At 70.1% G+C, this 18,185-nt stretch carries 8 protein-coding genes; 4 read left to right on the forward strand and 4 right to left on the reverse strand.

Going from position 1 to position 18,185, the window contains the following annotated elements; genetic code table 11:
* The first annotated feature begins 124 nt into the window (after window positions 1-124).
* Complete coding sequence (locus tag KVT45_RS13325) at window positions 125-3,868, forward strand: GH92 family glycosyl hydrolase (protein ID WP_217547356.1); 3,744 nt, start codon at window positions 125-127, stop codon at window positions 3,866-3,868.
* 60 nt (window positions 3,869-3,928) lie between these two features.
* On the opposite strand, the gene KVT45_RS13330 is transcribed toward KVT45_RS13325, so the two are convergent.
* Window positions 3,929-7,237 (reverse strand): GH92 family glycosyl hydrolase, encoded by a 3,309-nt coding sequence (locus tag KVT45_RS13330; RefSeq protein WP_217547194.1) that lies wholly within the window; start codon window positions 7,235-7,237, stop codon window positions 3,929-3,931.
* A gap of 359 nt (window positions 7,238-7,596) precedes the next feature.
* On the reverse strand, window positions 7,597-8,688 hold the full coding sequence (locus KVT45_RS13335) for a lytic polysaccharide monooxygenase (protein ID WP_308310713.1): 1,092 nt from the start codon (window positions 8,686-8,688) through the stop codon (window positions 7,597-7,599).
* A 264-nt stretch (window positions 8,689-8,952) separates the two neighbouring features.
* Here KVT45_RS13335 and KVT45_RS13340 point away from each other — a divergent pair, with 264 nt between their 5' ends.
* Window positions 8,953-9,501, forward strand: a complete 549-nt coding sequence (locus KVT45_RS13340) for a hypothetical protein (RefSeq protein ID WP_217547196.1) — start codon at window positions 8,953-8,955, stop codon at window positions 9,499-9,501.
* A gap of 168 nt (window positions 9,502-9,669) precedes the next feature.
* Window positions 9,670-11,934, forward strand: coding sequence for an NEW3 domain-containing protein (locus KVT45_RS13345; RefSeq protein ID WP_254646707.1), 2,265 nt, complete (start codon window positions 9,670-9,672; stop codon window positions 11,932-11,934).
* A 31-nt stretch (window positions 11,935-11,965) separates the two neighbouring features.
* On the opposite strand, the gene KVT45_RS13350 is transcribed toward KVT45_RS13345, so the two are convergent.
* Together KVT45_RS13350 and KVT45_RS13355 are read right to left on the reverse strand one after the other, a co-directional pair.
* On the reverse strand, window positions 11,966-13,477 hold the full coding sequence (locus KVT45_RS13350; protein WP_217547199.1) for a HAMP domain-containing sensor histidine kinase: 1,512 nt from the start codon (window positions 13,475-13,477) through the stop codon (window positions 11,966-11,968).
* On the reverse strand, window positions 13,474-14,199 hold the full coding sequence (locus tag KVT45_RS13355; RefSeq protein WP_217547201.1) for a response regulator transcription factor: 726 nt from the start codon (window positions 14,197-14,199) through the stop codon (window positions 13,474-13,476). Before KVT45_RS13355 ends, KVT45_RS13350 begins: the two co-directional genes overlap by 4 nt.
* Window positions 14,200-14,489: 290 nt before the next feature.
* Here KVT45_RS13355 and KVT45_RS13360 point away from each other — a divergent pair, with 290 nt between their 5' ends.
* Entirely contained in the window at window positions 14,490-18,173 is a 3,684-nt protein-coding gene (locus KVT45_RS13360) for a S8 family serine peptidase (RefSeq protein ID WP_217547202.1), read from the forward strand.
* The last annotated feature ends 12 nt before the right edge of the window (window positions 18,174-18,185 follow it).

An 18,185-nucleotide genomic window follows, 5' to 3' on the forward strand; every position in this document is an offset into this window, starting at 1 on the left:
GCGCCAGCAGCTGACAACGTTGTCTCGTGTGGCAGGGAGGGTACCCGTTGTGATGCAGCGGAGAACGCAGCGAAGAACAGGACACGGATCTGGTACGGCGGTCGTGATCGCGGCCGCCGTAGTCATGACCCTGGGCTCCCAGGGAACCGCGGTCGCCCTGCCGGCGAAGGCACCGGCCGCCGCGACACAGTTCGCATCCTCGTTCGAGTCTGGCGATCCGTCACCGGACTGGACCGACACCGTGGACACCGACCCCAGTGGCGCACCGCGCGCCGCGGGCGTGGACGGCGGCTACAGCACCGGCATCCCCGGCAATGTCACCGACCATGTGACCGACGTACGGGCGAGCGGCGAGAACACCGGCGCGGGCGAGGTGAAGGAGAACCTCGTCGACGGCGAGCCGGGCACCAAGTGGCTCACCTTCGAGCCCACCGGCTGGGTCGAGTTCGACTTCGACAAGCCCATCAAACTGGTGACCTACGCCCTCACTTCGGCGAACGACTACGACGAGCGCGACCCGAAGGACTGGACCCTCCAGGGCTCGACGGACGGCAAGGACTGGAAGACCGTCGACACCCGGACCGGCGAGTCCTTCTCGGAGCGGTTCCAGACCAAGTCGTACGACCTCTCCGCGCCCGCCGAGTACCAGCACTTCAGGCTCGACGTGACGAAGAACAACGGCGCCTCGGACATCCTGCAGATCGCCGACGTCCAGTTCTCCACGGGCGGCAGCGGCGGGCCGGTGCCCCAGGACATGCTCTCGCTGGTCGACAGGGGCCCGAGCGGCTCGCCTACCGCGAAGGCGCGGGCCGGGTTCACCGGAACGCACGCACTGCGATACGCCGGACGGCACACGGCGAGCGGCCGGGCGTACTCGTACAACAAGGTCTTCGACGTGAACGTCAAGGTCGGCCGCGACACCCGGCTGGGCTACCGGATCTTCCCGTCGATGGCCGACGGCGACCTCGACTACGACGCCACGAACGTGGCGGTGGACCTGGCCTTCACGGACGGCACCTATCTGAGCGGCCTCGGGGCCGTCGACCAGCACGGGTTCGGGCTGTCGCCGCGCGCGCAGGGCGCGTCGAAGGCGCTGTACGTCAACCAGTGGAACAACGTCTCGTCGGTGATCGGTTCGGTCGCGGCCGGCAAGACGGTCGACCGGATCCTGGTGGGCTACGACTCCCCCGCCGGGCCGGCCAAGTTCCGCGGCTGGATCGACGACGTGTCCCTGAAGCCGGTGGCCCCGGAGAAGCCGAAGGCGCATCTGTCCGACTACGCGCTGACCACCCGCGGCACCAACTCCAGCGGCAGCTTCTCGCGCGGCAACAACTTCCCGGCCACGGCCCTGCCGCACGGCTTCAACTTCTGGACGCCGGTGACCAACGCGTCCTCGGAGAGCTGGCTGTACGAGTACGCACGGGCGAACAACGACGACAACCTGCCGACGATCCAGGCGTTCAGCGCGAGCCATGAGCCGAGCCCCTGGATGGGCGACCGGCAGACCTTCCAGCTGATGCCGTCCGTCGCGGCCGGCACCCCGGACACCGGCCGGGACGCCCGCGAACTGGCCTTCCGGCACGAGAACGAGACCGCACGGCCGTACTACTACGGGGTCACGTTCGAGAACGGCCTCAAGGCCGAGATAACACCCACCGACCACGCGGCCGCGCTGCGCTTCACCTACCCGGGCGACGACGCGAGCGTGATCTTCGACAACGTGACCGAGCAGGCGGGCCTGACCCTCGACAAGGAACACGGGATCGTCACCGGGTACTCGGACGTCAAGTCGGGCCTGTCGACGGGCGCGACCCGCCTCTTCGTCTACGGCGTGTTCGACAAGCCGGTGACGGCCGGGGACTCCAGCGGGGTCAAGGGCTACCTGCGCTTCGACGCGGGCTCCGACCACACCGTCACGCTCCGCCTGGCCACCTCCCTCATCAGCGTCGACCAGGCCAAGGACAACCTGCGCCAGGAGATCCCGGACGGCACCACCTTCGACACGGTGAAGGCGCGGGCCCAGAAGGTCTGGGACAAGCTGCTCGGCAAGGTGGAGGTGGAGGGCGCCACGGCGGACCAGCTGACCACCCTCTACTCCAGCATGTACCGGCTGTACCTGTACCCCAACTCCGGCTTCGAGAAGGTCGGTTCGACGTACCAGTACGCCTCCCCCTTCTCCCCGATGACCAGCCAGGACACCCCGACGCACACCGGCGCGAAGATCGTGGACGGCAAGGTGTACGTCAACAACGGCTTCTGGGACACCTATCGCACGACCTGGCCGGCGTACTCACTGCTGACACCAGGTCAGGCCGGTGAGATGGTCGACGGGTTCGTGCAGCAGTACAAGGACGGCGGCTGGACCTCGCGCTGGTCCTCCCCCGGCTACGCCGACCTGATGACCGGCACCTCCTCGGACGTGGCGTTCGCGGACGCGTACGTCAAGGGCGTGAAGTTCGACGCGAAGGCGGCCTACGACGCGGCCCTGAAGAACGCGACGGTGGTCCCGCCCTCCTCGGGCGTCGGCCGCAAGGGCATGTCCACCTCCCCCTTCCTCGGCTACACCAGCGACGACACCCGCGAGGGCCTGTCGTGGGCGATGGAGGGATACGTCAACGACTACGGCATCGCCGAGATGGGCAAGGCGCTCTACGCGAAGACGGGCGAGAAGCGCTACAAGGAGGAGTCGGACTACTTCCTCAACCGCGCCCAGGACTACGTCGACCTCTTCGACTCCAAGGCCGGCTTCTTCCAGGGCAAGGACGCCCAGGGCGGCTGGCGGGTGGACTCGTCGGCGTACGACCCGCGCGTGTGGGGCTACGACTACACCGAGACCAACGGCTGGGGTTACGCCTTCACCGCCCCGCAGGACAGCCGGGGCCTCGCCAACCTGTACGGCGGCCGCTCCGGCCTCGCGGACAAGCTGGACGAGTTCTTCGCGACGCCCGAGACGGCCTCCCCCGACTTCGTCGGCTCGTACGGCGGGGTCATCCACGAGATGACCGAGGCCCGGGACGTCCGGATGGGCATGTACGGCCACTCCAACCAGGTCGCCCACCACGTCATCTACATGTACGACGCGGCCGGCGAGCCCTGGAAGGCGCAGGCCTACGTCCGTGAGGCGCTCTCCCGGCTCTACCTCGGCAGCGAGATCGGCCAGGGTTACCACGGCGACGAGGACAACGGCGAGCAGTCGGCCTGGTACCTCTTCTCGGCCCTCGGCATCTACCCGCTGGTGATGGGCAGCGGCGACTACGCGATCGGCTCCCCGCTGTTCAAGAAGGCGACGGTCCACCTGGAGAACGGCCACGACCTGGTGATCCGGGCGCCGAGGAACAGCGCGCAGAACGTCTACGTCCAGGGCGTCCGCGTCAACGGCCGCATCTGGACGTCGACTTCGCTGCCCAACTCCCTGATCTCCAAGGGCGGTGTCATCGACTTCACGATGGGCCCGAAGCCGTCGACGTGGGGCACCGGCAAGGACGCCGCCCCCGTCTCGATCACCAAGGACGACAAGGTCCCGACCCCGCGCGCGGACGTCCTGAAGGCCAACGGCGCCCTGTTCGACAACACCTCGGCGACGCAGGAGGCGGTGACGTCGGTTGACCTGCCGGTGACCAGGTCGGCCAAGGGCATCCAGTACACCCTCACCTCCCCGTCGGACCACACGAAGGCCCCGACGGGCTGGACCCTCCAGGCCTCCACGGACGGCACCGACTGGAAGACAGTGGACCACCGCTCGGGCGAGACCTTCGCCTGGGACCTCCAGACAAGGGCGTTCACGATCCAGAAACCGGGGGCGTACGCGCACTACCGGCTCGTCCTGGACGGTGAATCGACGCTGGCGGAGGTGGAGTTGCTGGCCTGAGACAGCGGCACGGAAAGGGGGGCGGGCCCGTTCGGGTCCGCCCCCTCTCTCTTGTCCGGCTCAGCCGGTGGCGAGAGTGAACACGTGCAGGTCGCTGTTCCCGGGGAGGCGGACGCTCTTGACGGTCCTGCCGTCCGGGGCCGTGAACGGCCTGGTCGCGAAGACGTAGGTCGCCACCGGGTCCTTGTCCGCGCCCGCGACATTGCGGTACGCGGTCTTCGCCACGATCTCGTTGCCGTACTGGACGGTTCCGCCGCCACCGCCGATGGTCCAGTCGGTGAAGGAGAGGTCGATCGTGTCGGTCGTGCCGTCGGTGTAGGTGACGGTCGCCCGGGCGGGCTGGTTGCCGTTGGTGGCGCTGCCGATGAAGGACAACCTGGCTGCGGGAGTGGGGAGTTCGATGGTCTGGGCGGCGGCCGTCGCGTTGTCGGGGCGGCCTGCCGGGGCGTTGGGCCAGGTGTAGGCGAGGCCGTCGATCGTGCCCTGGCCGCCCGCGGTGAGGCCGGCCGCCGCGAGGGCCTGGCGGGAGTAGCTCCAGCCGCCACCGTCGAAGTCGGCCTCGTCGTGGTCGCCGGAGTCGTCCGAGACACCGGTGTTGTCGTAGGCGGCGAGGAGGGTGCCGGGCGAGGCGACGGTGAGGGCGACCGGCTGGGAGTAGGAGGCGTTGGCGGAGGTCACCGTGACCCGTACGTCGTAGTAGCCCTGCGGGGTGTCGGGGGCGGTGGTGAGGGTGAGCTGCTGGGAGCCGTCGGTCATCGTGCCCTCGGCGGGGGTGGCCGTGACGCCGTCCGGGGTCTCGACGCGGAAGCGGACCTCCGGGCCGGTGCCGCCCGTCAGGGAGAGCGCACGGATGTCCACCTTCGCGCTGTCACCGGGGGTGATCGTCGCGGCCGTGGGACCGACGCCGATCTGGTACGGCTGCTCGCCCTGGCGGAAGGACGGGGGCGCGGAGGAGACACCCCAGGTGCGGTTCGGGGTGGTGGAGAGGGTGTAGTCGAGCCGGCCGCCGTCGCGGACGAACGAGCTGTCGAGCCAAGGGCGGTCGCTGGTACGGCCGTTGACCTTCAGTGACTGGACGTACGGGGCGCCGGCGGCCGCTCCCGTCGCGTGGATCGAGATGTCGTTTCCGTCCGGGCGGTCGATCTCGACGCGCTCGAACAGGGGTGAGGCGAGGACGAGTTCGGCACGGGAGGGGACCTGCGGGTACATGCCGAGCGCGGAGAAGACGTACCAGGAGGACATGGCGCCGAGGTCGTCGTTGCCGGGGATGCCGCCGGGCTGCGTCGACCAGAGCTGTGTCATCGCGGCACGGACGGTCTCCTGCGTCTTGTAGGGGGCCCCGGCGTAGTCGTACAGGTAGGGCACGTTGAGCGAGGGCTCGTTGTCCAGCTCGGACTTGTCGCCGCCGCTGCCGGTGAAGGCCCAGCCGCCGTCGCTGTCGTGGAAGAAGGCGTCGAGGCGGGCGAGGGCCTGGTCGGTGCCGCCCATCGCGGCGAAGAGCCCGGCCGGGTTGTGCTGGACCATCCAGGTGTACTGGGCGGCGGTGCCCTCCACGAACCCGTTGCCGGTGCCCGGGGTGAACCCGGTGACCCAACTGCCGTCCGCCTTGCGGTTGGCGATGTAGCCGCCGCTGGGGTCGGCGGCGATGTTGAAGTTGTTCTGCCACCACTGGGAGCGGTCGGCGAAGGTCGCGGCGGTGCTCTTCTCCCCCGCCGCCGCAGCGAGTTGGGAGAGGGAGAAGTCGGCGGTGGACATCTCCAGGGTCTCGGCGGCGCCGCCCCAGGCGTTGGACACGGACGGCATGTAGTGCTCGTCCAGGTACTTGTCGAGGGACGGGCGTTGGCCGACCGACAGCACCGGTTTGCCGGCCGCCGAGAGATCCTGGGCCGTCGGGACCGTCGCCGCCTTCACCAGGGAGTCCAGCGCGCCCTTCAGGTCGAAGCCGGTGCCGCCGAAGGCACGGATGCCGGCGAGGGCGGTCGGCGACGGGTCGCCGTTCATGACGTGGGTGCCGCTCGCGCCGTGCAGCCAGCGGTCCCAGACCCCGCCGTTCTGCCGGGCGAGTTCGTAGAGCGACTGGGCGATGTCCGAGCCGGTGCGCGGGTCGAGGAGGGTGAGCAGCTGGACCTGGTCGCGGTAGACGTCCCAGCCGGAGAAGGTGCCGTACTGCGCCCGGTGGCCGCGGGCGACACGGTGGACCTTGTCGTCGCTGCCCCGGTAGCGGCCGTCGGCGTCGCTGATGACGTCGGGGTGGAAGAGGGAGTGGTAGAGCGCGGTGTAGAAGGTGGTGCGGTCGGCGTCGGTGCCGCCGCCGACGCGGATGGCGCCGAGGCGCTCGCGCCAGGCGCGGTGGGCCGCGTCGCGGACGGCGTCGAAGGAGCGTCGCGGCGGGTTCTCCGCCCTCAGGTTCGCCTCGGCGGCGGCCCGGCTGACGTACGAGATACCGACCTTGACGTTCACCGGGCCCGAGCCGGGCGCGAACTGCACGTATCCACCGGCCCCCTTGCCGGCGACGGGCCGCCCGCCGTTCGCCGGGAAGCCGCCGGTGCCGCCGGAGGCGGTGGTCGAACCGGGGCTCAGCCTGTCGTCCTGCCAGGTGCCGGTGGCGGTGAAGGCGCGGTCGAAGTGGGCGGTGAAGTAGAGGGTGTAGTAGGAGCGTTGGCCCTCGGGGTCGAGATAGCCGCAGAAGTCCCCGGAGGTGACCGAGCCCGAGACCGTGCGGGTGTCCGGGTCGATGGAGACCGTCGAATCAGCCGAGCCCACCTCGGAGTTGGCGGTGCGGATCAGCAGGGAGGCGGGCTTGTCGGCCGGGTAGGTGAAACGGGCCGAGCCGGTACGGGTGGTCGCGGTGAGGTCGGCGGTGACGCCGGAGGCGAGGCCCACCTGGTAGTGGCCGGGCTCGGCGGTCTCGTCGGCGTGGCTGAAGTCGGAGGCGTAGACGGCGTCCTTGGTGTCGGTCGCCGGGGACGAGGTGACCTCGCCGGCGTACGGGAAGAACGGGATGTCGCCGCTGCCGCCCGCGCAGCCGGTGCCGGACATGTGGGTCAGGCTGAAGCCGCGGATGCGGGTGGCGTCGTACTGGTAGCCGCCCGGTGCGGCCGTTCTCGTCGCGTCGCCTCTGGTGTTCTCCGGGCTCCAGGAGAGCATGCCGAACGGCACGACGGCGCCCGGGAAGGTGTCGCCGCCGTTCCTGCTGCCGATCAGCGGATCGACGTACGCTGTGGGGTCCTTGACCAGTTCGGGGGGTGCGCTGGCGGTCGCCGCCAGGGCGGGGGATGGGGGTCCCCCCGCGCGAGCGAAGCCGAGCGTGGGGGAGCCGCCGGCCGCGAGTACCGCGGCCAGCAGCAGGGACATGGGTCGGAAACGCATGACGCGGCCCTTCCTCCTCCGGACGGGTCGCGCACCACAGGTCGCACAAGCCGCAGGGACAGTAACGTGCGCCACCGGTAGCACGGAAGACCGCGCATGCCGCGGAGGGCACTGGCCCGGTTCACTCGGTCGGGCGATCCGAAATACCTTGACATCGTTGTCGGTTGAGACGGTAAAGTCATGTACAGACCATGAGACAACGTTGTCGCTCGTCACAGCGTCGACACAAGCCGCACAGCAGGACACGTACGAGGCACTTCGAGCAACTCCCACCCGGACAGGCCTACCCCCCCTCGCCTGCCCGGCTCGCGGACCCGGTGCGCACCGACACCGGGTCCGCCCAGAGCCGATCGCGTACGTCAACCGACCTGACACGGCAGGCCGGTTGCGCTGTCCCCGCCGTCGCCCTGGACGACGTAGCCGAACGTCGTGCTCTGCCCGGGACTGAGCGAGCCGTTCCAGTCGGCGTTGTGGACCATCACGTCCTGTCCGCTGTAGGTCGCGTTGCCGTTCCAGAGGCTGGCCACCGACTGGCCGCCGGGGAGCGTCCAGTCGACCATCCAGCCGAGCATCGCCACATCACCGCTGTTGGTGACGGTGACCTCGGACTGGTAGCCGCCGGGCCAGCTGTTGGTCGTGGTCCGGGTGGCGGTGCAGGTGCCGGGCGGGGGTTCGGTGGGGTTGCCCGGGTCGTGGATGCCGGTGACCTCGCCGTTGCCGCCGTCGAAGACGACGTCCGAGCAGGAGTAGAAGGTCTCCGCGCTGTCCGAGCGCTGCCACACCATGTAGATGATGTGCCGCCCGGTCTTGTTGGCCGGAAGCTGCCCGGTCCAGGAGTAGTTGGCCTCGACCGTGCCCGGGGTGCCGTTGAGCGGCGGGTGGTCGACGGTCAGGAACGGCGTGTCCTCGATGTCGTCCCAGGTGAGCGGCTGGGTCGGGTCGTAGCCGTCCTTGGTGACGTAGACGTAGAACCAACCCGGGTGCGCCGCCCAGGCGTTGTAGGAGAAGTCGACGGTGGCGCCGGAGGTCAGATGTGTGACCGGCCAGTCGTCGCGGGGCAGGTCGAAGCCCGTGAAGTTGGGGTTGCCACCGCTGCACAGCTGACCGTCGGGCACGAAGCCGCGGGTGCGGCCGGCGCCGTCCGAGCGCAGCACCGAGAACCAGTTGTAGAACGGCGTGGTCCCGCTGACCTGCTGGGCCGCCTTGCAGGCCGGGTTGACGGGCTTGATCTCCCCGGTGTCGGTGAGCGCGTCCTGCCAGCACAGGAAGGTACGGCTGCCGGGTTTCATGGGGGTGCCGTGCGCCTGGGCCGGGGTGCCGGCGGCCAGGACCAGGGCGAGGGCGGGGATGGCGGTGAGCAGGGCGAGGAGGGTGAGGAACAGGGCCCGGCCCCGGGTGGGGAGGGGTAATCGGGGCAGACGGTACGGAGATCGTGCACTTGTCATAGGCATGACAGATCTACCTCTGTGTGGGGTGAACGGTCGTGCGCGGGTCACGGAGACGAACGCGGGGTGGAAGCGGGCCCGACGCGCCGGCGGGTTCCGGTCCGCCGATGCATATGGGAGCGCTCCCACCCCACTCCCCTGTGAAGCTAGCGCGGACGGGGGCGGCTGTAAACGGCGTGGCACGCCAAGCTCGTCACCGAGCTGCCGTTTCCCGTCCAGATCGGCCTCGACGCCCTCGTCGGATTCTGATCACGCCCATACGATCGGCGCATGATCGCAGCCGCCGTCACAGTCGCACTCGCCTTCGCCGGGTACCTCGCCACCTACCTCAACGGCCTGCGGCTGACCCAGCGGCAGGAGCGGCTCGCCCGGGTGAATCGGCAACTCAGCGACTTCTACGGGCCGTTCTTCGCGTTGACAGAGGCCAACGGCCGCGTCTTCGCCGCGTCCGTCGAGCGACACGCCCGGCCCGGCGGCACCTCCCCCTTCAGCGACGCGGCTCCGCCGAACGACGACGAGCCGGCCGAGTGGCGGCTGTGGGTGACGACCGTGTTCCTGCCGGTTCTGCGGGAGTTGCGTGATCTCGCCGTCGGGCGGGCCGATCCGCTGCGGGAGCCGGAGATGCCGCCGCTGCTGCTGGAGTTGTGTGCGCATGCGGCGGGATACGAGATCACGTCGGCGCGCTGGGCGCGGGGCGACTTCTCGGAACATCTGTCGCTCGTGCCGTTCCCCAGCGAGGAACTGGCCGCATACGCCCGCCGGGGCTTCGGCGAACTGAAGCGGGAGCAGGCGCGGCTGCTGGGCAGTCAGCGGCCATAGCGGGCCCACAGACTTGACTCATTTTTGGCCAAGCGCGCTATGTGGTGACTGGCGTTCGGTCATGTTCACTTGACGCGGCCATGGGGTTGGTTCTTGACGGTTTCTGAGTCATCGGCCTTCCGATACCGACCGTCGCGCTGTCAGGGCGCTGCGATGGAGGAAGAACTCATGAGAAGACAGATACGCGGGGTAGTAGCCGCGTTCACCGGAGCACTGCTGCTCACGATGGGAATCACCGCGACCGGCGGCCAGCCGGCGCAAGCCGATGACAACGGTGTCGGACTCAAGCCCGTGCTCGGGTGGAGCAGTTGGAGTTTCGTCCGGCGCAATCCGACCGCGCAGACCATCGAGGCACAGGCGAAGGCCCTCAAGACCAGCGGCCTGGCGAAGAACGGTTTCGTCTACGCCAACGTCGACGACTTCTGGTACCAGTGCCCGGGCAGCCAGGGGCCGGACGTCGACCAGTACGGCCGCTGGGTCACCGACCCCGCCAAGTTCCCGCCCCGCGGTGGGGAGAACGGCATCCAGGTCGTCGCCGACTATGTCCACTCCCTCGGGCTGAAGTTCGGGCTCTATGTCACTCCGGGCATCTCCCAGCAGGCGGTCGCGCAGAACACCGCGATCAAGGGAACCGCGTACCACGCCCGGGACATCGCCACCTCGACGACGGAGAACAACTACAACTGCGGCGGCATGGTGGGCATCGACTACACCAAGCCCGGCGCGCAGTCCTTCATCGACTCCTGGGCCGGTCAGTTCGCCGGCTGGGGCATCGACTATCTGAAGATCGACGGTGTCGGCACCCCCGACCAGCAGGACGTCCAGGCCTGGTCGGACGCTCTGAAGCACACCGGGCGGCCCATCCATCTGGAGCTGTCCAACAACCTCGACATCAACAACGCGGCCACCTGGGCCAAGCTGTCCAACGGCTGGCGCACCGGCGGCGACATCGAGTGCTACTGCGGACCGGACGACAGCAGCTATCCGCTGACCACCTGGGCCTCGGTCGCCTCGCGGTTCGACCAGGTCGCCGCGTGGGCCCCGTACGGCGGTCCCGGCGGGTACAACGACTACGACTCCCTGGAAATCGGCAACGGCGACCACAACGGCCTGACCCCCGACGAGCGCAGGACGCAGATGAGCCTGTGGTCGCTGGCCGCCTCCCCACTCGTTCTCGGCACCGATCTGACCCACCTCGACCCGGCCGACCTCGCCCTGCTGAAGAACACCGACGTGCTCGCGGTCGACCAGGACGGCATCGACGCCAAGCGGATCTCCTCGGACCCGAACTCCCAGGTGTTCGCCAAGACCGAGCCCGACGGGGATGTCGTGGTCGGCCTGTTCAACACCGGTTCGGCTCCGCGGGAGGTCGCCACGACGGCGGCCGCGCTGGGCCTGCCCGCGACGCGCGACTACGCCCTGCGGGAGCTGTGGAACCAGCAGCTGACCGAGTCCGCGGGCCGGATCGCCGCGAACGTGCCGCCGCACGGCGTGGTCCTGTACCGGGTGCACCCCAGCCGCCACACGGTGGCCGCGGCTCCGGACGTCTCGCTGGCGCTGAACTGGGCCCCCGCGTCGAGCGACAGCACCACGCGTACCGTGACCGCGGTCCTGTCCGACAACGGGTCGCGGCCGATCACCGACACCGGCCTGACCCTCACCGGGCCGTCCGGCACGAAGATCACCACGCATTCACCGACGTCGGCCCGGACGATCCGGGGCGGCCACGCGCTGAAGGCCACCTACTCCGTCGCCATCCCGCCCTCGGCGGAGCTCTTCGCCTCCAGCGACTTCCAGGGGACGGCTGCCTACCGCTTCCGGTCGGACGGGAGGACCGGGCTCACCGCCGGTGACACGATCACCGTCAACCACCAGGTGACGGCCCCGTACCGGACGTTCGCCTCCACCACGGCGAGCTTCAGCGAGTCCGGCAGCCGGCTCGGCATCCGCGCCCAGGGCGCCGACCTGTACAACGGCACCAACGAGTACGGCACGGTCTATCTGCCGGGGGCCGAGCACGACGGTTCCGTGACCACCGTGAAGCTCGACTCCCAGTCGAACACGAGCGTCTGGGCGAAGGCCGGGATCATGGTCCGCAACGACATCACCCAGCCCGACACCTCCGCCGGCTATCTCGCCCTGGTCGCGACCCCCGCCAACGGCTACCTCCTCGACTGGGACAGCGACGGCGACGGCAAGCTGGACTCCCAGGACTCCACCGGCACCGCCGTCTACCCGTCGTGGCTGAAGCTGGTCCGTGACGGCACCACGTACAGCGGCTACTACTCCACCGACGACGCCACCTGGAACCTGGTCGGCACCATCACCGTCCCGACCGCCGCGGCCACCCAGGACGTCGGCCTCACCCAGACCTCGCACGCCTCGGGCACCACCGGCGAGGCCGACTTCGACACGTTCACGACCACTCCCTAGCGATCCGGCTGTCCGCCCGCACGGTGCTCTGCTACACGGGTGCCGTGCGGGCGCTGATCGCCGTTCCGGTCGGCGGGAGTTCGGTGACCGGGAGTTCCAGGGTGAACTCCGTGCGGCCCGGGGTGCTCTCCACCTCGATGCGGCCGCCGTGGGCCGTCGTGATGGCCGAGACGATCGCGAGGCCCAGGCCCGAGCCGCCCTCCAGGACACCGGCGCGGGTGCGGGAGGTGTCGGCCCGCGTGAAGCGTTCGAAGACGGTCGGGAGGAGGTCGGGCGGGATGCCGGGGCCGTCGTCGCGGACCCGGACCACGCAGGTGGTCGAGGTGACTTCGACCGAGGCGGTCACGGTGGTGCCGACGGGGGTGTGGACCCGCGCGTTGGCCAGCAGGTTGGCCACCACCTGGTGCAGGCGGGCCTCGTCGCCGAGCACCAGCGACGGGCCGTCCAGGTCGAGTTCGAGCTGCCAGAGGTGCCCGGCGCCGGCCGCCCGCGCGTCCCACACGGCCTCCGCGACCAGTGCGGCCATGTCCACCTCGGCGGACTGCAGCGGACGGCCCTCGTCGAGGCGGGCCAGCAGCAGCAGGTCCTCCACCAGGCTGCGCATCCGGGCCGACTCGGCGTTGACGCGGCGCCAGGCCAGGCCGGGCTCGATACGGTCCGTGCCGCGGTTCATCAGCTCGGCGTACCCGGCGATCGAGGCGAGCGGGGTGCGCAGTTCGTGGCTGGCGTCGGCGAGGAACCGCCGCATGCGCTCCTCGCTCCGGCGCACCTGTTCCTCGCTGCGCTGGCGTTCCGTCAGGGACGCCTCGACGTGGTCGATCATGCGGTTGAGGGCGGCGCCGACCTGGCCGGCCTCGCTGCCGGGGTCGGTGTCCCGTTCGGGCACCCGGGTCAGGCCGGTCACCTGGCCCCGGCCCAGGGGCGCGCGGGAGACCTCGACGGCGGTGGCGGCGACCCGGCCGAGGGGGCGCAGCTGCCGTCGTATCACCACCGCGCACACGCATCCCGCGACCGTGAGGCCGACGCCGGCGACCACGCTCTCGACCTCCACCAGGCCGCTGATGGTGTCCAGTACGTCGTCCATGGGGAGCCCGGCCAGGACGCGGACACCGCTCGCGTTCAGGGCGGTGACCCGGTAGGTGCCCAGGCCGGGGACCTGGCGGGTGTGGGTGGAGCCGTCCTGTGCGAGGCCCTTGAGGGCGCTGGTCTGGGCGGTGCTGAGGGAACGCGGGGGCGCGTCCTGGCTGACGACGGCCGCGTTGATGATGTCGCCCTCGGCGTCCAGGCGGGCGGCGAGCATGCCGGCCGGGTGGCCGCTCTCGTTGAGGAAGGTCAGGTCGCGGGTGAGGTCCGGGTGCAGGGCGGCGCCGCCGACGCCGCGCTCGGCCGCGTCGCTCACCTGGTTGTCCAGGTTGCCCATCAGATAGGCGCGTTGGGCGAACACCGTGGTCAGGGCCATCGCGGCGCACACGCAGACGAGGACGGCGGTGATGAAGACGAGCAGTCGCGTGCGCAGCGACCGGCTCCGCAGCCGGGCGGTCATCTGCTCTCCTCCACGGGCCGGACGACGTAGCCCATACCGCGCACAGTGTGGATCATCGGCGCCCGGCCCCGGTCGATCTTGCGGCGCAGGCTGGAGATGTAGACCTCGACGAGGTTGCCGCCTCCGTCGAAGGAGGTGCTCCAGACGTGGTCGAGGATCTGGGCCTTGCTGAGCACCTGGCGCGGATGGTCCAGGAGCAGGCTGAGCAGGTCGAACTCCTTGGCGGTGAGCTTGACCGGGGTGCCGGCCCGCTGCACCTCGCGGGACTCGCCGGTGAGCACCAGGTCGCCGAGGACCCGTACCGAGTCGTCGGCGGGCGGCTGTTCGGTGCCGGCCCGGCGCAGGAGTCCGCGCAGCCGCAGCACGACCTCCTCCAGGGAGAAGGGCTTGGTGACGTAGTCGTCGGCCCCGGCCTCCAGGCCGTCGATACGGTGTTCGATGGCGTCGCGGGCGGTGAGCATCAGGACGGGCAGCCTCGGCATCTCGTAGCGGAGTCTGCGCAGTACCTGGAGGCCGTCGAGGTCGGGCAGCATGCCGTCGAGCACCACCGCGTGCGGGGCGCAGCCGCGGGCCAGCCGCAGGGCCGTCTGTCCGTCGAGCGCGGGGTAGGGCCGCCAGCCCGCGTCGGCGACGGCGGCGGAGAGCAGCTCGGTGAGACCGGGCTCGTCGTCGACGATCAGGACGCGGACTCGGCCGGTTCGGGCCGCTGCGGTGGCAGACATGTAGCAAGTCTGTGCCGGTCTCCTGGGGGAATGCTGTGTTCCCGCTGAGCCGAAGCCGTGGGACAGGACGGGCGCGGGGGCCGGAATGCGGACGCGAGGGCCGGGGGCGACCGGCCGCGGCCGGGTCCGTCAGGCGGGGCGTTTGCGCCAACTCTCCTGGCCGAAGCGGGCATTGGCACGCTCCGGCCACCGTGTTCCCTTGAGCCGCCGCCGACCCGGCGCCCACTCTGATCTCTGGCTTCCGCTTACCGGGCGGAAGCGTTTCCACGTTCAGGGGAGGACGTCCACCCATGCGAAGACTCCACGCCCTGTGGGCCGTGGCAGGAGCGGCCGGACTGCTCGCGGGGGCTGTCATGCCCGCGACAGCCGCTCCGGGGTCCCCGGTCACCACACCCGTCACACCCCTCACGGGTCAGAGCACCACCACCCCACCGCAGACCGTCACCCTCATCACCGGCGACACCGTGACCCTCGCCGTCGGACCGGACGGCAAGAAGGCCGTCGACGTCCGGCGCGGCAAGGGCCGTGAGGCCGCCACCTTCCTGTCGAGCGAGAAGGACGGCGAGATCAGCGTCCTGCCGGCGGACGCCATCCCGCTGATCAAGGCGGGCCGTCTCGACCCTGCTCTGTTCAACGTCTCCCAGCTGGTCGCACAGGGGTACACGGACGCGAAGACCGGCAGCACCCCGGTCATCGCGACGTACACCAAGGGCTCCGAGACCCCCGAAGGTACGCGCCGGACGCTGGCGCTGCCCGGGATCGACGGTGCGGCGCTCAGCGCGAAGAAGTCGACCGCGTTCTGGTCGGACATCGCCCCGCCGCTGGGCACCGAGCCGACCGCGAAGGCCGCGCGGCGGCTCGGTGACGGCATCGACAAGATCTGGCTGGACGCCAGGGTGAAGGCCTCCCTCGACGTGAGCGTGCCGCAGATCGGCGCGCCCGAGGTGTGGCAGGCGGGCTACGACGGCACGGGCGTCGAGGTCGCGGTCCTGGACACCGGCGTGGACCTCGGGCACCCGGACCTGGCCGGGAAGATCGCCGGCTCGGAGAGCTTCGTACCGGACGAGACGGTGCAGGACGGCTTCGGCCACGGCACCCATGTGGCGTCCACGATCGTCGGCTCGGGCGCGGCCTCGGGCGGCCGGTACAAGGGGGTGGCGCCGGGCGCCCAGCTGCTGGTCGGCAAGGTGCTGGACAACACGGGCAGTGGTCAGTCCTCCTGGATCATCGCGGGCATGGAGTGGGCGGCGCACTCCGGTGCGAAGATCGTCTCGATGTCCCTGGGCGGTACGGCGTCCGGCCCCTCTGACGTGCTCAGTGAGACCGTCGACGAGCTGTCCGCGGACACCGGCACGCTGTTCGTGATCGCGGCGGGCAACGCGGGGCCGGGCGAGCAGACCGTGGGCACCCCGGGCATCGCCGACTCCGCGCTGACGGTGGGCGCGGTCGACAAGTCGGACCAGCTGGCCTCGTTCTCCAGCCGGGGTCCGCGCATCGGCGACTACGCGGTCAAGCCGGAGATCACCGCGCCGGGCGTGAACATCACGGCGGCCCGCGCCGCAGGCACCAGCATGCCTGGTGGTACGCCGGTCGACGACTACTACACGACGGCGAGCGGCACCTCGATGGCGACCCCGCATGTCGCGGGCACGGCGGCGCTGGTCGCCGAGGCGCATCCGGACTGGACGGGCGAGCAGATCAAGGAGGCCCTCGCCAGTACCGCGAAGACGAATCCCGACGACTCCGTGTTCGAGCAGGGCGACGGCCGCGTCGACGCGGTACGCGCCGTCGAGCAGGACGTCTTCGCGACCCCGACACTGAGCTTCGGCAGGTTCGAGGACGGTGACACCGGGGCCGTCAGCAAGGACATCACCTACACCAACACCACCGACAGCGCGGTGGAGTTGAAGCTCTCGTCGTCGCTCGCCGACCTCACACTGGGCGCGGACACCCTGACCGTGCCCGCGCACGGGACCGCCTCGGTTCCGGTCGGCGTCGACCCCGCGCAGGAAGCCCAGGGCCGGTACTCGGGCCATGTCACGGCGACCGCCGACGGCATCCAGGTCACCACGGGCGTCGGCTTCGAGAAGGCGCCGAAGACGTACAACCTCAAGGTCTCCCTCGTGGACCGCGAGGGCAACCCGTCCACCGGAGCGTCGATCTACACGCTCCAGGAGCTGAACGGCGCCTACCCCGACGAGTACGGCTTCATCGGCACCGGCTGGACCTGGCAGGTACCGGCCGGCACCTACTCCATCGCGACCTGGATCCCGGACCGGGACGCGGGCGGCCTGGCCGTCGGCACCTCGGTCGTCGGCAACCCCGAGATCAAGGTCGACGGGGACACCTCGGTCGTCCTCGACGCCCGCGAGGCGGTCGAGATCAAACCGAAGACCAAACAGGACTCCGAGTTCCGGGGCTTCAGCACCAACTGGCACCGCGCGGGGCCGGGCAGCGCCTGGGGGCTCACCTACAGCCAGGGCTTCTGGACCACGCACGTCTATGTGGCACCGACCCAGCAGGTCACCGTGGGCACCCTGGACTTCTACGCCAAGTTCCGCCTGTACGCGAAAGAGCTGACGGCGAGCGTCACCAGCCCGGAGAAGACCGCGCTGTCCTCGCTCTACTACTCGCAGACGTACAACGACTTCCCGTTGAAGATCAGCGGTGATCACAAGGTCGAGGCGGTGGACGCGGGCGGCGGTACCGAGGCCGACTTCGCGGGGCTCGACGTCAGGGGCAAGGTGGCGGTCGTCGGGCTCGGCGCCACGGAACGGGCACAGACCGCCCTGGACAACGCGACCAAGGCCGGGGCGGGTTACCTCATCGCGTACCGCAAGACACCCGGCTTCTGGATCGAGGCCGTGGACCGCGCGACCAGCGTCCCGCTGATGATCGCCACCGGCGAGGAGGGCGCCGAGCTCGCCGGCCTGCTGAAGACCGGCAAGAAGGTCACCCTGAAGCTGAGCGGTACGCCGGTCAGCCCGTACGTCTACAACCTGCTCGCCGCGCAGAGCGGAGCCATCACCGCGAACCAGACCTACACCCTGGACAAGTCCGACACGGTGCAGCGGAAAGCCCGTTACTACGGGGCCACGGCCGGCGAGATGGGCGCGGACACCCTGTACACCTTCCGCCCCTGGCAGCTCTTCGGCGTCGAGACCAGCGTCTACACGCAGCTGGGCACGGAACGCGACGAGTACTACTACGTCGACCCCGACACCCGTACCTGGCACGTCGTCTATCCGAACTGGACGGCGTACAAGGGCGAGTGGAGCCCGCTGCGGACCTTCGGCGAACCGGGCAGGGAGCCCGCCGAGAACTGGCTGCGCCAGGTCGTCCGGCCGGGAAGCAGCGAGGAGTACGGGCTCTCCGTCCGTGACGGAGACAAACTCACCTTCCGGGTGCCGGAGTTGGCCGACTCCACGCCGGGCCACTACGGAGCCGTCGACGGCACCGACAACACCGCGAAGGGCAAGCTCTACGCGGACGGGCAGCTGGTCGGCGACTCGACGCTCGGCGGGTACGGCACCTTCGACGTGACGGCGGACCGGGCCGCGTACCGCTTCGAACTGGACGTGCAGCGCAGGGCGGCCTGGGCCAGGTACTCGACGAGCACGCACACCGAGTGGACCTTCTCCTCGGCGCACACCGATACGAAGACGGCGCTGCCGCTGCTCACGGTCGGCATCAGCCCGAAGGGCCTCGACCTCCTCAACCGGGCCGACCGCAGGCGTGCGGTGGAGATCGGGCTGCCGGTCGCGAACCAGCTGGGCAGCGTGCGGGCGAGCAGCCTGAAGGCCTGGGTCTCCTACGACGACGGCACGTCCTGGAAGGAGGTGAAGGTCAAGAACGGCACGGCGCGGTTCAAGCCGGCGAAGGGTGCTGAGACGGTGTCGCTGCGGGTGCGGGCCGCCGACCGGGACGGCAACGGGATCGACCTGACCGTGCTGCGGGCGTTCGGCCTGAAGTGAGCGACGGCCCGA

The organism is Streptomyces sp. GbtcB6, from assembly GCF_019091475.1.
In the GTDB taxonomy this organism is placed as follows: Bacteria; Actinomycetota; Actinomycetes; order Streptomycetales; family Streptomycetaceae; genus Streptomyces; species Streptomyces hyaluromycini.